The sequence below is a fragment of the Pseudomonas sp. MPB23 genome (assembly GCF_046605395.1).
In the GTDB taxonomy this organism is placed as follows: Bacteria; Pseudomonadota; Gammaproteobacteria; order Pseudomonadales; family Pseudomonadaceae; genus Aquipseudomonas.
Window position 1 is genome coordinate 1865476 of record NZ_CP176771.1, and the last position, 15600, is coordinate 1881075.

Genomic DNA, 15600 nt, shown 5'->3' on the forward strand with positions numbered 1-15600 from the left:
CCTCGCCACGAAGTGTGACCTTCATGACACTCCCAATCGGGAGTCAAGAGCAAACGGATTGCTTTGGTCGCTGTGTTGCTGATCTACGATCCAACCAGTTCAGGCTCTGCCTTAGGGCAGTTTTTGTTGTTCTCGGCCTGGTTGCGGGGCAAGCCCCAAATGCAACGCCTCTCCAAAAGAATCAGTTAGCTGCGCCTCCGCCGTGTTGTTTTTATTGTGCGTGAGTCGATTCGTCTTATTTTTATTGTCTTGTACAAAGCTTGTTATTGTTTTTGTACTAAGCATATAGCAGGGTGCGTGCCAACTTTTGCGCCGCCCAGCAAAATCAGGGGGTTGAGGCGATTTCGGCTGTTTGAAGGGCCAAAAAAAGCCGGGGCTTCGTTACCGTAAGCCCCGGCTTTTGTTACGCGAAAAATCAGCGGTAACAGTTTTTTCACGTTTGAGGGTGTTACCTCTGGGGGCGCGCCCTCAACTCTCGCTGGCCACTCCGGTCTTGCGCCGTGGAATGCCCAGGCGCTGGCGGCGTTCCCACAGGCATTTACGGCTTACGCCCAGTTTGCGTGCCAGTTCGGTCTCGGTCATGTGGTCCTGGTGCTCAAGGACAAAGTGCTGGAAGTAATCTTCCAGTGACAAATCCTCGGTCGGCTCATGGCTGGTATTGCTGGCGCCGCCCTGTTGCGGGGCGAGGCCGATGAAGTCGTCGTCCTCAAGGTCACTGAGTTCGATATCGATGCCCAGCAGCTCGGCGGAAATTTCCGGGCTCTCCGACAGGATCACCGCACGCTCGACCGCATTCTCCAGCTCCCGCACGTTGCCCGGCCACGAGTAATGCCGAATCGCCTGCTCGGCGTCGGGGGCAAACTTCAGGTCGGTACGGTTGATGCGGGCGCTCTGGCGCAGCAGGAACGCATTGGCGATCTCGTTGACGTCGGCACCACGCTCACGCAGGGCCGGCAGTTTCAGGGCGATCACGTGCAGGCGGTAATACAAGTCTTCGCGGAATTGACCGATCTTGGCCAGGCTCTTCAGGTCGCGGTGGGTGGCCGCGATCAGGCGCACGTCGACCTTTTGCGACTGCACCGAACCGACGCGGCGAATTTCACCTTCCTGAAGCACGCGCAGCAAGCGCGCCTGGGCTTCCAATGGCAGTTCGCCGATTTCATCGAGGAACAATGTACCGCCGTCCGCCGCTTCCACCAGGCCTGCCCGTCCGGCACTGGCGCCGGTGAACGCGCCTTTCTCGTGACCGAACAGTTCGGACTCGATCAAGGATTCGGGGATCGCTGCGCAGTTCACCGAGATCATCGGTGCCTTGGCGCGCTTGGACAGGTTGTGCAGGGCGCGGGCGACCAGTTCCTTGCCGGTGCCTGACTCGCCCTGGATCAAGACATTGGAGTCGGTGGGCGCCACTTTGCGGATCTTGCTGTACAGGTCCTGCATCGGTGGGCAGGAGCCGATGATGCCGATTTCGCCATTGCTGTTGTCGACGCCCGGCTTGTCGGCGCCCTTTGCGCTGGGGCGTTGTTCGGCTGGCGCGCTGCTGGCCGACTGACGGTCACGCAGGATGCGGGCCACGGCCTGGAGCATCTCATCGTGGTCGAACGGCTTGGCGATGTAGTCCACCGCGCCCATCTTCATGGAGTCCACTGCCGAGCGCAGGCTGGCGTAGCTGGTCATGATCAGCACCGGGGTGCCTTGGCCAAGCTTGATCAGCTCAGTGCCTGGCGCGCCCGGCAGACGCAGGTCGCTGACAATCAGGTCGAACGTGGGAATGCTGAAACGCTCTTGGGCTTCCTGCACCGAGCCGGCTTCGCTGACCTGGTACTGATTACGTTCAAGCAGGCGACGCAAGGCAGAGCGGATAATGGTTTCGTCTTCGACGATCAAAATGTGCGGCATTGATTCAATTCTCTCGACGGTCTCAGTTCACAGCGGACGTCGCTTCGACATGACGCGGCAAGGTCACCCGAATACGGGTGCCGCGTTGGCTTTCTGTGTCAGCCGGGCTGTCGATGGTGATTTGTCCATAATGCTCTTCAACGATGGAATAGACCAGTGCAAGGCCCAGACCGGTGCCTTCACCGGGGTCCTTGGTGGTGAAGAAGGGTTCGAACAAACGGTCCTTGATGTTCTGTGGAATGCCGCTGCCTTCGTCCTCCACGATCAGGTCGACCGTGTGCTCGAAAGCCTCGCTCTTGACGCGTACCGCACTGTGCGGCGGGGAGGCGTCGCGGGCGTTCGACAGCAGGTTGATCAACACCTGCGCCAAGCGTTGGGAGTCACCGTCGACCCAGTGGTCCGGATCGCACAGGTTGAAGAACTGTACTTCGAAATTGCGCCGGTTCAAGGCCAGCAGCCCAATGGCATCCTGCGCGACTTCAGCCAGGCACACCGCTTCGTCATGGTTCTGATGGGCGCCGGCGTGGGCGAAGCTCATCAGCGACTGCACGATGCGCGACACGCGCTTGGTCTGTTCAAGGATCTGCCCGCTGATCTCGGTGATTTCGCCGTCTTCCTCGCGCTCTTCGCGCAGGTTCTGCGCCAGGCAGGCGATACCGGTGATCGGGTTGCCGATTTCATGGGCCACGCCGGCGGCCAGGCGACCAATACTGGCCAGGCGCTCGGAATGCACCAGCTTGTCTTCTAGCATCTGGGTTTCGGTCAGGTCTTCGACCAGCAACACCAGGCCGCTATTACCGGGGGCCAGGGGTTCGTCGATCGCCGCTTTGTGCAGGTTGAGCCAGCGGGTCTGGCCGTCGAGGGCCAGGTGCTGCTTGTGCAAGTGCTCATCGGGCAGGTTGATAAAACCCTGCAGCAGTTCTTTCCATGGATCGGCGAGGGTATTCAGGCGTGAACCCACCACTCGCTGAGCGGCGATGCCGGTGAGTTCTTCCATGGCCTTGTTCCACATCAGAATTTCCTGATCCTTGGCCAGGGAACACACACCCATCGGTAGCTCCTGAAGCGTCTGGCGGTGGTAGCGGCGCAGGGCGTCGAGTTCGGCGGCGAGGCCGGTGAGGCGTGAGTGATAATCCTCCAGCCGGCTCTCGATGAAATGGATGTCTTCGGTGACGTAGTTTTCGCCGCTGGCCTTGTAGGGCAGGAACGTTTCCACCATGTCCTGGGACACGCTGGGGCCCATCAGGCCGGACAGATTGGCTTCGATTCGGTCGCGCAGGCGGCGCAGGGCGTAGGGCCGGCGCTCGTCGAACGGCAGATAGAGATCGCGCAGCGCTTGTTCGACTTCCTTTTGCGCGGCCTTGGCGCCCAGGGGCTTGGCCAGTTGCGTGGCGAACTCCTGAGGCGAGGCGGCGTGCAGCTCGCGGCGTTGCGGGCGACGCACGTTATCCACCGCGCACGCTTCCGCAGCGCTGGTCTCTTCGGGGCTGGCGTTGGTGAACAGCGAGATCAGGGTGAACATCAGTACGTTGGCGGCCAGCGACGCAATCGCGGCCATGTGCCAACTGGTGTCGTCGAGTACGTAGATCATGTTCAGCAGAGGGATGTAGAAACCCTGCAGGTTACCGACCAACGGCAGCAACATGGTGACCAGCCACACGAGGATCCCGGCCAGCAGCCCTGCGATAAAGCCGCGGCGATTGGCAGTCGGCCAGTACAGCACCGACAACACGCCCGGCAGGAACTGCAAGGTGGCGACAAACGCGACGATCCCCAGGTTGGCCAGGTCTTGCCCGGCGCCCAGCAGCAGGTAGAACCCGTAGCCAGCCATGATGATCGCGACGATCAGCGCGCGGCGGGTCCATTTCAGCCAGCGGTAGATATTGCCTTCGGCGGGTGGCTGGTACAGCGGTAGCACTAGGTGATTGAGCGCCATGCCCGACAGGGCCAGTGTCGTGACGATGATCAAGCCGCTGGCTGCCGACAAACCACCGACATAGGCCAGCAGCGCCAGGGCCGGGCTGTTGGCGGCAATGCCGACGCCGAGGGTGAAGTATTCGGGGTTGGTGGTGGCGCCTAACTTGAGGCCGGCCCAGAGGATCAGCGGCACCGCCAGGCTCATCAACAGCAGGAACAGCGGCAAGCCCCAACTGGCGCTGACCAGCGAGCGCGGGTTGAGGTTCTCGGTGAACGTCATGTGGTACATGTGCGGCATCACGATGGCCGAGGCGAAGAACACCAGCAGCAGCGTGCGCCATGGGCCTTCCTGCAGCGGCGTGTGCAGCGCGGCAAGGGCAGTCTGGTTTTGCAGTAACCACAGTTCCAACTGTTGCGGGCCATCGAATACGCCATAAAGCGCATAGAAGCCGACGCCACCGATGGCGATCAGCTTGATCACCGACTCAAAGGCAATGGCAAAGACCAGGCCTTCGTGTTTCTCGCGGGTGGCGATGTGGCGTGAACCGAAGAAAATCGTGAACAGGCTGATCAGCGCGCAGAAGGCCAGGGCAACGCGATATTGCACCGGCTCACGGGTCAGGATGCTGATGGAATCGGCCACCGCCTGTATTTGCAGTGCCAACAAGGGCAGCACGCCAATCAGCATGAAAATGGTGGTCAGCGCGCCGGCCCAGGTGCTGCGAAAACGGAAGGCGAACAGGTCGGCCAGGGACGACAACTGGTAGGTCCGGGTGATCTTCAGGATCGGGTACAGCAGTACCGGTGCCAGCAAAAATGCGCCGGACACGCCGAGGTAGCTGGACAGAAAACCATAACCATACTGGTAGGCCAGGCCCACCGTGCCATAGAACGCCCAGGCGCTGGCGTACACGCCCAACGACAAGGTGTAGGTCAAGGGATGGCGAATGATCGCCCGCGGAATCATTCCACGCTCACTGATCCAGGCGACCCCGAACAACGTAGCCAGGTAGGCGGCGCTGATCAGCAGCATCTGGGTGAGGCTAAAGCTCATCGGCATCTTTTTGGCTCTGCAGGATGAAGGTCACGACGATCAGGATCAGCCACAGCAGATAGGGGCGGTACCAGGCGCCGGTGGCGTCGATCCACCAATCCATGATGGCGGGGGAAAACAGGTAGATCCCGACGACCAGCAGCAGGACCAATCGATAGATGTACATATTGGCCTTTGATTGAAAGTGCGGTGATGCAACGGTTTCTGTAGGAGCGACCGTGCTCGCGAAGGACGTTAACGTTAACGCATACATCCTGGATAAACGTGTTGCCTGTGTATTTTTGTGAGCAGCCTCGGACCTACGCGATGGTAACGGATGCTTGGCAAGCTGCAAGGGGCTTCAGCTCAATTGCGCTTCGGCCAGTGTGAGTGTGCGTGGGATCTGGGTCGCATCCCAGTGGGCAATGCCCCAATCCAGCAGCTCCCGTGGGCTGGCGTGGAGCAGCTCGTCGCCAGGGTGCTGGCCGAGGGCGCGCAGGGCTCTCAATAGCAACGGTGTGGCCTGGTCTGCCGTCAACGGCGGTGAGCGATAGGATTTGCCCAGCTTGTTACCGTCCGGCTGGACGATCAGCGGAACGTGCAGATAGCGCGGTTGGCGCAGGCCCAATAACTCTTGCAGGTATAGCTGGCGCGGTGTGGAGTCGAGCAGATCGGCACCGCGCACGATATCGGTAACACCTTGCCAGGCATCGTCGAGTACCACAGCCAGTTGATAGGCATAGAGGCCATCGCGGCGACGGATGACAAAGTCGCCTACATCACGGCCCAGGTGTTGTCGGAATTCGCCCTGTACTCGGTCGGTAAAGTGGTATTCCAGCTCGGGAACCCGCAAGCGGATGGCGGCATCCTGTTGGGCGTGGCCGGCATTGCGGCACAGACCGGGGTAAATCCCGGCGTAGGGTTCCAGTTGTTTGCGTGAGCAGGTGCAGGCATAGGCCAGGCCGTGGTTGAACAGGTCGTTCAGCACTTTGGCGTAGGCGTCGTGCCGCTCGCTTTGTCGGACCAGTTCCCCATCCCACTCAAAGCCATAGCTTTCCAGCGCGTGGAGGATCGCCGCCTGGGCGCCGGGCTCTTCACGGGGTGGATCGAGGTCTTCCATGCGCATCAGCCAGCGGCCCTGATGGGCGCGGGCGTCGAGGTAGGAGGCGAGGGCGGCGACCAGGGAGCCAAAGTGCAAATGGCCGCTGGGCGTGGGGGCGAATCGCCCGATATAGGTTGAGGCTGTCATGGGCCGGATACTACTGGAAATTCGGTAAACGCCAGAAACAAAAATGGGGCGTTCGCACGCCCCATTCGTTCAACTCGGCTGGATTACTTGCCGACCTGTTTTTCCTTGATTTCGGCCAAGGTCTTGCAGTCTACGCAAAGGTCTGCGGTAGGGCGGGCTTCCAGGCGACGAATACCGATCTCGACGCCGCAGGATTCGCACCAGCCATATTCTTCTTCCTTGATGAGCTGCAGCGTCTTGTCGATTTTCTTGATCAGCTTGCGCTCGCGATCACGGGCGCGCAGTTCAAGGGCGAACTCTTCTTCCTGGCTGGCACGGTCGGCCGGGTCAGGGAAGTTGGCTGCTTCGTCCTTCATATGGTCAACGGTACGGTCAACCTCCTGCATCAAGTCGTGTTTCCACTTGTTCAGGATCTTGGTGAAGTGCTCGCGCATGGGCTCGCCCATGTACTCTTCACCTTTCTTTTCTACGTAAGGTTCGAAGCCGTTGAGGCCTTGAGTCTGCTGTTGCTTTGCTTGGGTGGACATGAATAGACCGCCTCTCACTCTTCTAATCCATTGCGCAGGATTGCAACGTCACCGACACCTGCCGGCCCTGCGGCTGCAAGCGGGCGAACTTACCAGATAGATTCGGGGTGCGCCACTCCCGGTTGTCGAGGGCCGCCACGCCGGGGTTGCAAACTGCAGTAGCCCGCCATGGCTGGGTATGGGGCGCCTCGGTTGTTGATTTTAGTCGTTTTGCAAGCGCTTGCTGGCTCATCTTGAATGGCCGAGCAGCAATAGAGCATGTTTTACGCCAGGGGTTCGGTAGAATCCTGATTTTGTCCTCACGGTTAAGGAAGGCTAATGGCCCAGCCCTACAGTGCGCGCAGTCGCGCCATCGAACCTTTTCATGTCATGGCGTTGCTGGCGCGAGCCAATGAGCTGCAAGCGGCCGGTCATGATGTGATCCATCTGGAAATCGGCGAACCGGATTTCACCACCGCCGAGCCGATCATCCAGGCCGGCCAGGCGGCGCTGGCCAACGGCAAGACGCGTTACACCGCGGCCCGTGGCCTGCCGGAGTTGCGCGAGGCCATCAGTGGGTTCTATCAGCTGCGCTATGGGCTGAACATAGACCCCGAACGCATCCTGATTACCCCTGGCGGTTCGGGTGCTTTGCTGTTGGCCAGCAGCCTGCTGGTGGACCCAGGCAAACATTGGTTGCTGGCCGACCCAGGTTATCCCTGCAACCGGCACTTCCTGCGGCTGGTGGAGGGGGCGGCCCAGTTGGTGCCGGTGGGCCCCGAGGTACGTTACCAACTGACTGCCGATCTGGTCGCCAAGCACTGGGACCAGGACAGCGTGGGTGCATTGGTAGCCTCTCCGGCCAACCCGACCGGTACGATTCTCACGCGGGATGAATTGGCCGCACTGTCGGGCGCTATCAAGGCGCGTGACGGCCATCTGGTGGTGGATGAGATTTATCATGGCCTCACCTATGGCACCGATGCCGCCAGCGTGCTGGAAGTCGACGACGAGGCCTTCGTCCTAAATAGTTTTTCCAAGTATTTCGGCATGACCGGCTGGCGCCTGGGTTGGCTGGTAGCACCTCCGGCGGCGGTGGGTGAATTGGAGAAATTGGCGCAAAACCTCTACATCAGCGCCCCCAGCATGGCCCAGTACGCCGCGTTGGCCTGTTTCACCCCCCAGACCCTGAATATCCTGGAGGAACGCCGCGCCGAGTTCGGTCGCCGCCGCGACTTTTTGCTGCCCGCTCTGCGCGAGCTGGGTTTCAGGATCGCCGTAGAGCCGGAGGGGGCGTTTTATTTGTACGCCGATATCAGTGCGTTCGGCGGCGATGCCTTCGCGTTTTGCCGACACTTTCTTGAAACCGAGCACGTGGCTTTTACGCCAGGGCTGGATTTTGGTCGCTATCAGGCCGGGCATCACGTGCGCTTTGCCTATACACAAAATCTGGATCGGCTTCAGGAAGCGGTGGAACGAATCGCACGTGGCTTGCGGAGCTGGCAAGCCTGATGCGTTTTCATCCTCCCCTCGAAGAGGCGCGCTTGATTCGCCGCTACAAGCGTTTTCTCACCGATATCGAAACCGTTACCGGCGAGTTGCTGACCATTCACTGCCCGAACACCGGTTCGATGCTCAATTGCATGGTGGAGGGTGGGCAGGTGTGGTTCAGTCGCTCCAATGACTCCAAGCGCAAGTTGCCGGGGACCTGGGAAATCGCCGAGACGCCTCAGGGGCGATTGGCGTGCGTTAACACCGCACGCGCCAACCCGTTGATCGAGGAGGCTTTGCATGCCGGGGTGATCGTTGAGCTCGATGGCTTCACCTCATTGAAGCGCGAAGTGCCGTATGGCCAGGAGAACAGCCGTATCGACTTTCGCCTGGATTACCCCGGCGGCGCGGCCTATGTCGAAGTCAAAAGCGTCACCCTGGGCTTTGACGGTTCCAGCGTCGCCGCTTTCCCTGATGCGGTAACTCAGCGCGGTGCCAAGCATTTGCGGGAGTTGGCGCATCTGGCACGTGACGGCGTGCGTGCGGTACAGCTGTATTGCGTCAATCTTTCCGGCATCGATGCAGTGCGCCCCGCAGTGGAGATCGACGCCGGATACGCCGCCGCCCTGCGGGAGGCCAAGGCTGCGGGCGTTGAGGTACTGGCCTATGGCGTGCGCGTCACCCCCGAGGAAATGTATGTCGAGCGCCGACTGGATGTGCTGTTCGGCGACTAGAGTTGCACCCACAGCCCCTGTTCGTCTTCGCGGCCAGGCAGGGCTGTGAGGCTTTGTCCCGCGCACGGGCCGGCGATGCACTCGCCGCTTTCAATCAGGAACAGCGCACCGTGGGTCGCGCACTGGATTAGGCTGGCGCTGGTGTCGAGAAAACTGTCTGGCTGCCATTCCAGCGGGATGCCACGATGGGGGCAGCGGTTGAGATAGAAGTAGACGATGCCGTCCCGGCGCACGGCCAACAGCCTGGTGCCGTCGATATCAAAACCGAGACTGCTATTGGGCGCCAGGGCGTCGGAGGGGCAGAGAAACTTCATTTCGATCCTTAAGTGCCTTGACGTTCAAATGCAAACAATTATCAAATGCCGGCTTCGCCTGTCAGCTGGTGGGGTGCTCAGTTCGATGTCCGGCAGGGGTTATCTGTCACATCGTTGAGCACTCGGACGGCCCTGCCCTTGGAAGGAAACCTCGTTATGCGCCTGAGTGCCAGTGCTATCGCGCTTGTTGTCGGACTGCTGTTCAACCCTGGGGCGCAAGCCTCTGAACTGCCTCAGCGCTGGGTGAGTGCCGGTGGGGCGCTGTCGGAATGGGTAACAGCCCTGGGCGGTGAGTCGAAGTTGGTGGGCGTGGACACCACCAGCCAGCACCCTGAATCTCTCAAGGCGTTGCCGAGCATTGGCTATCAGCGCCAGTTGTCGGCTGAAGGCATCCTCAGCCTGCGCCCGCAGGTGCTGGTGGGTACCGAGGAAATGGGGCCTCCACCGGTATTGGCGCAAATCCGCAGCGCGGGTGTGCAGGTGGAGATGTTCTCGGCGCAACCGGACTTGCCTACCTTGAAAAGCAATCTTCAGCACTTGGGTGCATTGCTGGGGAATGGGGCCAAGGCTGATGAGTTATTTGCCGGGTATGAGCGGGCACTCGGCCAGCAAAAGGCCACGGTTGCGAAGGCGCAGACCCTGCAAAAGGCGCCCGGTGTCTTAGTGCTGATCGGCAACGCCGGTGGCAAACCGCTGATCGCCGGTAAGGACACGGCCGCCGACTGGATAGTGCGGCAGGCCGGCGGGCATAACCTGGCGACTCACGGCGGCTACAAACCGTTTTCGGTGGAGTCGCTGGCGGGCCTGAGCCCTGCCGTGCTGGTGTTTGCTGATCGTGCACTGACCGGTGACGCGGCGCGGGCGGCCTTGTTCAAGGAGGGTAACCTTATTTTTGTTACAGACAGAATGCTTATGATTCAGTAGCCTAAGCAGGAAATCATTTCCAGTACTGAATGAGTGGTAGGAGCCATGCGGCTACTGTTCACCGATGACAGTTTCGTTCTGCTAACACAGCCTTATAAGGGCATTCCATTCATGCTGGACGGGCAGATGGAGTTGGTTGAGCCAGCAAACGATTACCTAATGTATTTGGCTTTAGAGCGAGGTAAGACCCGAAGCCCCAAGACATGGAGAAATCACGGCGAGGCGCTGTACGACTACTTCTCATGGTTGGAGGCAAACAACCTTGATTGGGCTCTTGTCCCTTGCGTCGGGCAGGTTCGATCCTCCGTAAGTAATCTTGCCGCGTACAGGAATTGGTCAATCACCCTGACAAATCCATCAACGGGGTTAAGGGCCATTAAACCGAGCACGGTGAATCAGCGCCTGACCTGCCTCATGGGTTTTTATAAATGGGCACATAAACAAGCGCTCATTGGCTCAGTGCCTTGGGATGCCTCACCGACATTTGTTGCCGGGAACAATCAGGGCTTCATGAGGCATGCACACGCAGCTAAGACGACAGACGGCGACGACCTGCGCCTGAAGGTTTTCCGCGAGCCACCTAAGCTGCTATCGCTTGATCAATCCAAGCTCCTAATTGAGGCATGCACAACTCGAACGCTCCGATTGATGACGGTGCTAATGCTTCAAACCGGCCTTCGCAATGAAGAGTGCAGGACATTCCCTACCAAATATGTCTTTGACCCGACCGGGCTGGATATACGGAAGCGCATTCGGATTGATCTCGGCCCGTCGGATATGCGGCTGAAAAACTCCAAGCCCAGGACCGTATTCATTAGTTGGCACGTTATGCGAGAGCTTTTCGACTATCTGCGCTTTGGTGAGGGAGCATCCAGGGCCAAGGCTGGTCGCGCTACAGGCAACTCTGGGATTGAGCCTGTTTTTTTGAATCGTAATGGTCATCCTTTCAATGAAAAAGGCTTGAATAATGCCTACAGACTACTTTGGGCCGATAAAAAACCTCGCCTAGCGTTCAGGGTTACTCCGCACATGCTGAGGCACACCTTTGCCACCTTCGAGCTATTCCACCAGTCACAGCGCATGGCCATGGGCCAAGCACTCGCCTGGGTTAGAGATCGTCTCGGCCACAGCAGCGTCCAGACAACCAGTATTTACCTTCACTGCATTGACCTCATGGAAAACTCGGAACTCAATGCCTATCAGGAAGAGTTGGACTTGCTTGGGAGGGGCCATGGCTAGAGCCAGAAAGACTTATGGGATGCAGCCAGAAAACGTCATCCCAATCGCAACAGCAAAGAAACCACCTGACGATATGACGATTTGCGTCGGAACTCGGGCGTTCGACTTCGCCCTGTGGGCATCGGTGCCAGGAGCGGCCGAGCCAGCCACAAGACAATTGCTCTCACGTCAGTTGCATGAGGCCGTCCGCGAAATTCAATCGTCCGGGGTCAGTCAAGCAACCGTATTGAATCTTTGTGCCTCTGGAATGCGCTACTGGTTCAAGTACCTCGATGCCGAATCGAACAAGGGGCGCATCATAGAGCACGTTGCTGACATAACCCCGCGCACAGTAGAGCGCTATACAGAATGGTTGAAGGAGCAGCCCGCAAGAGGCAAGGGAACAATCTCTGTCACATCGGCGCGGGCTATCTACAACGCAACAAAGACAGTATTAATGAACCGTGTTCGCGCCGGGCAACTCGGGATTGGCGTTTTTCCCCAAATCCCGTTTCCGAATGCAGACCGAGCGTATGTTGGTCATCAGGCATTTACGCAGGGCGAGATTGAACGCCTGCTGGTGGCGCTCCTGAAGGATTTAGACGTGATCCGCTCTGGCAATTTACCCGGAGGAAGCGAGGCAGCTGCTATGACGGTCTACCTTTTGCTGATCGCGGCCAGAAGTGGTCGCAATCTCACGCCACTGCTGGAGATGAGCAGAGACGCGATTACCGATCACCCTCTTAAGCCAGATTTGGGCGTGCTCCAAGTATATAAGCGTCGAGGCTTCAAAATTCACCGGCAAGCTTTTCGCTACCATTCCAGCGATGATGAGTCCGCGTCCGTACCAAGCGATGTAGTCACTTTGTATAGGGAGGCGCTAGCCCGATCGGCGCCGCTGTTAGAACTCGCGCCGAAGACCTTGCAAGATCGCCTCTGGATTTACCGTGCTAGGGATATAGGGGTGACCGCTCTCAACGCCTCAAATATTTCCCAGCAAACCCTTGCACTAGTGGCTAGGCATCAAATTTTTAGTGATAGAAAGGCGTCGAACGGAAAGTCAGAATTACTCAAGGTCAATGTATCGAGGCTACGAAAAACCTTTGCCACGCGAATATGGCAATTGACCAGTGGCAACCTGTTCAAGACAGCTCAACTCTTGGGTAACAGTCCGCGCATGACTGATAGCCACTACCTGGCTGTCACGCCTGAGATGGAGCGGAATCACAAGTTTGTTGGGCGAATTCTCGAAGGTGTCATGACCGGAATGGTGAGTGAACAGAGCTTTCGCGATGACTTGTCAGCTCAACTATCCATGGAGCCCGAAAAAGTTGATCTGTTGCTGAGTGGAGCTCTAAATACTGGCGTTGCGCGCTGCTCAGACCCGATCAACGGCCGTTTTGCACCAAGAAACGGCACCACCAATTGCCAGCGTTTTCTCCATTGCTTCCGTTGCCCAAATCAGGTCGTGATCGAATCAGATCTGTACCGTCTTTTCAGCTTTTACTGGCTCCTAATTAAAGAGCGTGAGCTACTTGGTAAATCGCGTTGGAAATCTGTCTATGCGTGGGTAATCCGTGCTATCGACAACGACATAACTCCCCGTTTTGATCCAGTTGTAGTAGAGCGCGAAAGATGCCGAGCCCTCGATACCCCTCATCCAATGTGGCGCGATAGGGCTTTGCTGGGGGGTGATGAATGAATGCTGCTAAAGCAACTGTAACGAGGCCTCCGTGTGCAGTTCTGCGGAGCATCGCTGTTGATAATCGCCACGGCCTAGCCGTGACATACATCGCCGGTGAGGACGGTAAACCATTCCCACTTTCGATGTATCAGGACATTCTTTGGGATTTTTCTCCGTACGTCCTTAACAAAAACTCATCAAACCTTTTTATTAATTTCGCTTGCCAGCTTTCTGATGACTCGAGTATTCAGGACGAAGCACAGAGTGATTTACTGGCAGCCGCTAAATCTTTTATATACACCCGCTGGCTTGCAAAGTCGCCGCTATCAACAAAGTACATAAAAGTGGGGACGCTGATTTCGTGCTGGACGAACCTGAAACCGCTTCTCCGCTGGATGTACGCACAATCTATTACGGGTTTCGACAAATTAACCCCTGCGAGGTGTGCTGCGTATGCATCCTATGTAAACGCAGATAAGTCTATTAAGCAGAGACAAAAGGTTGCTCGCTTAGAAGTCCTCGAATTAATTTACGCTTTTAGGGGGCGTCTGCCCAAGCCAATGAATGAGCACCCATGGCCAGAGGAGACTGCATTCAGTCTTGCAGGGGCTCGACGTACAGATGGCATGTATGATGCCAGGACAGAAATCATTCCAAAGCGGATATATGCTGAGCTTGGACGAAAATCAATAGAGTTCATGGAGCGTGAATCAGAGAGGATTTTGCATGTCTGGAATACTTTCCATTCGTTTTATTCAAATGAGATAGAGCTTGCTGAATACCATGCAAGTGTGCGACTGAAAGCAGGTGCTAAGGGAGAGCACCAGACCCATGAAACCGTCTCTTATGATATTGCGAGAGCAAGGGCACTTTCAAAAACCCAGTATTTGCTTGACCTGAATGGACTGCGCTATCTTACCGATCTTGATGATGAGGTCCGATTTCTTCGCACTTGCTGCTACATCATCATAGCGATGTTTAGCGGTATGCGGGATTCCGAAATTATTTCATTGAAAGACAACTGCTTTGAACGCTCATGCGATATGGATGGCGAAGAGTATTGCTGGGTTCATGGGTTCACATACAAACTTGAAGAGCAGCCAAAGCCTGCAAAGTGGATGGTTCCACCTGTCGTCGAAAGGGCTATCAATGTGGCTCTCGAGGTGCGGAAGCCTTTGGTACCTTATATCGGAAAAAGAAAAGCTTATCTTACCGAAGTGGCCAGAGACGAAATGGTGAAGTCAAAAATCAGCAATGACGCTGTGCTTTTGGAGAATAGCCTTTTTCTTGGTTGGAGAGCACTTGGCACGAGACCTGAATTTCTACAGAACGTACTAACAAATAAATTGCTCAAAAAGGTGGTTGAGCGTTTTGAGTTGGTCGTGTCGAGTGATGATATGTCTGAGGTCATTGATCGCGCTGCGATAGTCCCTGGGGAGCTGTGGCCGCTCGCAACCCACCAGTTCCGGAGAACATTTGCTGTTTTTGTTGCTAGGAACGTACTTGGTGATGTTCGGTATCTACGACACCATTTTAAACATTGGTCAATGGACATGACTCTGCACTACGCAAAAGACCCGCTGTTTGATGACACCCTTTTTGAATCCGTACTATCAAAAAGAGATGAGCTTCAGGTCAGTATCATATCCGGCTGGCTTGTTCCAAGTCAGAATCTCTCTGGCGGCAGGGCCGACCATATCGTGCGTTTCAGAGGGAGATCCGAAGTGAAGGCGGCCAAAGATCCTAAAGCTTTGGTTAGGGCCGTGGGTGAAGGTGTTTTTATTCGTGGCACCGGCCACTCTTGGTGTCTCGCGACGACCAAGGGATGCGGCGGCGAAGGGCTTTACGATGCAATTCGTTGCGCAGGTTGCGGCGAGGGTGTCATTGACCAGGGACACTTGGTGATCTGGCGGCGGATTAGAGATCAGCAGGCTGAGGTGCTCGCATGGCCTGATCTTGGCGATCCGGCCTGGGAGCGAGCCACAAGGCACCTGCGGGAGGCAGAACGTGTGCTAGGCGAGCTTGGACACCCTGTGGAGGCATATCCCCTGCCAGTGCGTCCATCGAGTCTTATACCAGCAGTAGAGGCGATATAAGTATGGGAAGCGACCAAACCAGGCGTGCAATTGAGTTGGCGATCTCAAGAATCACCAAGGGGCGTCCCAAACACGTTCAATCGAGTCGTAAACTAAGTATCGCCTCGGTTGCCGAAGAGGCTGGCATAAGCAATGCCACGATCCATAACCGTTACCCCGACCTTGCTGAGCTGATTCGTCAGAAGACCAATAAGGAGTCGCGGCAAAAGCTCGTCCAGAAGGAGAAAGCCCTTCATGGGGCTGATCTTTTGATCAAGGAACTACGTGACGCGCTGGCTGAGCGAGATGCGGATCTGAAGAAGATCGCCATCGTGAATCTGCGGCTTAGCACGGAGAAAAAGGCACTTCAGGAGCAAAATGTACTGCTTGTCAAAGAGAACGAACAACTGGAGGGCGTGAATCGAGAACTGCTGTCCAAGATCAACAGTCCCAGAGTCCAGGTGCAGTCAATTCGATGACTGCCTGGGCAGGGTGGCTCCATCGAGAGGGTACCGTGACGCTTCGGGGGCTCGACATCCATCTTTCGGTAAAGAGC

Annotated in this window: 12 protein-coding genes and 1 pseudogene; 7 read left to right on the top strand and 6 right to left on the bottom strand. The window is 57.2% G+C overall.

Going from position 1 to position 15600, the window contains the following annotated elements; translation table 11 throughout:
- Window positions 1-468: 468 nt before the first annotated feature.
- The 5 genes from ACLH0J_RS08700 to dksA all read right to left on the bottom strand — a co-directional run bounded on the left by ACLH0J_RS08700 (window position 469) and on the right by dksA (window position 6625).
- Window positions 469-1899, bottom strand: coding sequence for a sigma-54-dependent transcriptional regulator (locus tag ACLH0J_RS08700; RefSeq protein WP_411391636.1), 1431 nt, complete (start codon window positions 1897-1899; stop codon window positions 469-471).
- Between the two features lie 22 nt (window positions 1900-1921).
- On the bottom strand, window positions 1922-4876 hold the full coding sequence (locus ACLH0J_RS08705) for a sensor histidine kinase (protein ID WP_411391637.1): 2955 nt from the start codon (window positions 4874-4876) through the stop codon (window positions 1922-1924).
- Entirely contained in the window at window positions 4860-5036 is a 177-nt protein-coding gene (locus ACLH0J_RS08710) for a hypothetical protein (protein WP_003176118.1), read from the bottom strand. The genes ACLH0J_RS08705 and ACLH0J_RS08710 overlap by 17 nt, the downstream gene beginning before the upstream one ends.
- Window positions 5037-5210: 174 nt before the next feature.
- Window positions 5211-6098, bottom strand: a complete 888-nt coding sequence (gene gluQRS / locus ACLH0J_RS08715) for a tRNA glutamyl-Q(34) synthetase GluQRS (protein WP_411391638.1) — start codon at window positions 6096-6098, stop codon at window positions 5211-5213.
- Window positions 6099-6181: 83 nt separating this feature from the next.
- Window positions 6182-6625 carry an RNA polymerase-binding protein DksA gene (gene dksA, locus ACLH0J_RS08720; RefSeq protein WP_411391639.1) on the bottom strand — a complete coding sequence of 148 codons (444 nt, stop codon included), beginning with the start codon at window positions 6623-6625 and terminating at the stop codon, window positions 6182-6184.
- Window positions 6626-6943: 318 nt separating this feature from the next.
- On the opposite strand from dksA, the gene ACLH0J_RS08725 reads away from it, so the two are divergent.
- On the top strand, window positions 6944-8116 hold the full coding sequence (locus ACLH0J_RS08725) for a pyridoxal phosphate-dependent aminotransferase (RefSeq protein ID WP_411391640.1): 1173 nt from the start codon (window positions 6944-6946) through the stop codon (window positions 8114-8116).
- The gene (gene sfsA / locus ACLH0J_RS08730) at window positions 8116-8829 is read left to right on the top strand and encodes a DNA/RNA nuclease SfsA (protein WP_411391641.1); all 714 of its coding nucleotides are present in this window, start codon (window positions 8116-8118) and stop codon (window positions 8827-8829) included. Before ACLH0J_RS08725 ends, sfsA begins: the two co-directional genes overlap by 1 nt.
- Here the strand turns inward: sfsA and ACLH0J_RS08735 are convergent.
- Window positions 8826-9143: a Rieske (2Fe-2S) protein gene (locus tag ACLH0J_RS08735; protein WP_411391642.1), complete on the bottom strand. Its 318-nt coding sequence runs from the start codon at window positions 9141-9143 to the stop codon at window positions 8826-8828. The two genes, sfsA and ACLH0J_RS08735, sit on opposite strands and share 4 nt — an antisense overlap.
- Window positions 9144-9299: 156 nt before the next feature.
- On the opposite strand from ACLH0J_RS08735, the pseudogene ACLH0J_RS08740 reads away from it, so the two are divergent.
- The 5 genes and pseudogenes from ACLH0J_RS08740 to ACLH0J_RS08760 form a co-directional block, all read left to right on the top strand.
- Window positions 9300-10043 (top strand): annotated as a pseudogene (locus tag ACLH0J_RS08740) (hemin ABC transporter substrate-binding protein); the annotation flags it as partial.
- Between the two features lie 69 nt (window positions 10044-10112).
- Window positions 10113-11306: a tyrosine-type recombinase/integrase gene (locus ACLH0J_RS08745; protein ID WP_411391643.1), complete on the top strand. Its 1194-nt coding sequence runs from the start codon at window positions 10113-10115 to the stop codon at window positions 11304-11306.
- A 19-nt stretch (window positions 11307-11325) separates the two neighbouring features.
- Window positions 11326-12987, top strand: a complete 1662-nt coding sequence (locus ACLH0J_RS08750; protein WP_411391644.1) for a hypothetical protein — start codon at window positions 11326-11328, stop codon at window positions 12985-12987.
- Window positions 12984-15065: a hypothetical protein gene (locus tag ACLH0J_RS08755; protein ID WP_411391645.1), complete on the top strand. Its 2082-nt coding sequence runs from the start codon at window positions 12984-12986 to the stop codon at window positions 15063-15065. Before ACLH0J_RS08750 ends, ACLH0J_RS08755 begins: the two co-directional genes overlap by 4 nt.
- A 2-nt stretch (window positions 15066-15067) precedes the next feature.
- Window positions 15068-15523: a hypothetical protein gene (locus ACLH0J_RS08760; RefSeq protein WP_411391646.1), complete on the top strand. Its 456-nt coding sequence runs from the start codon at window positions 15068-15070 to the stop codon at window positions 15521-15523.
- Window positions 15524-15600: the final 77 nt, after the last annotated feature.

Excerpts from the sequence above, each read along its gene's own strand:
- ACLH0J_RS08705 (WP_411391637.1), bottom strand. The coding sequence starts at position 4,876 with ATGCCGATGAGCTTTAGCCTCACCCAGATGCTGCTGATCAGCGCCGCC.
- ACLH0J_RS08755 (WP_411391645.1), top strand. The coding sequence starts at position 12,984 with ATGAATGCTGCTAAAGCAACTGTAACGAGGCCTCCGTGTGCAGTTCTG.
- ACLH0J_RS08725 (WP_411391640.1), top strand. The coding sequence starts at position 6,944 with ATGGCCCAGCCCTACAGTGCGCGCAGTCGCGCCATCGAACCTTTTCAT.
- ACLH0J_RS08710 (WP_003176118.1), bottom strand. The coding sequence starts at position 5,036 with ATGTACATCTATCGATTGGTCCTGCTGCTGGTCGTCGGGATCTACCTG.
- ACLH0J_RS08735 (WP_411391642.1), bottom strand. The coding sequence starts at position 9,143 with ATGAAGTTTCTCTGCCCCTCCGACGCCCTGGCGCCCAATAGCAGTCTC.
- dksA (WP_411391639.1), bottom strand. The coding sequence starts at position 6,625 with ATGTCCACCCAAGCAAAGCAACAGCAGACTCAAGGCCTCAACGGCTTC.
- ACLH0J_RS08760 (WP_411391646.1), top strand. The coding sequence starts at position 15,068 with ATGGGAAGCGACCAAACCAGGCGTGCAATTGAGTTGGCGATCTCAAGA.
- ACLH0J_RS08700 (WP_411391636.1), bottom strand. The coding sequence starts at position 1,899 with ATGCCGCACATTTTGATCGTCGAAGACGAAACCATTATCCGCTCTGCC.
- sfsA (WP_411391641.1), top strand. The coding sequence starts at position 8,116 with ATGCGTTTTCATCCTCCCCTCGAAGAGGCGCGCTTGATTCGCCGCTAC.
- gluQRS (WP_411391638.1), bottom strand. The coding sequence starts at position 6,098 with ATGACAGCCTCAACCTATATCGGGCGATTCGCCCCCACGCCCAGCGGC.
- ACLH0J_RS08745 (WP_411391643.1), top strand. The coding sequence starts at position 10,113 with ATGCGGCTACTGTTCACCGATGACAGTTTCGTTCTGCTAACACAGCCT.
- ACLH0J_RS08750 (WP_411391644.1), top strand. The coding sequence starts at position 11,326 with ATGCAGCCAGAAAACGTCATCCCAATCGCAACAGCAAAGAAACCACCT.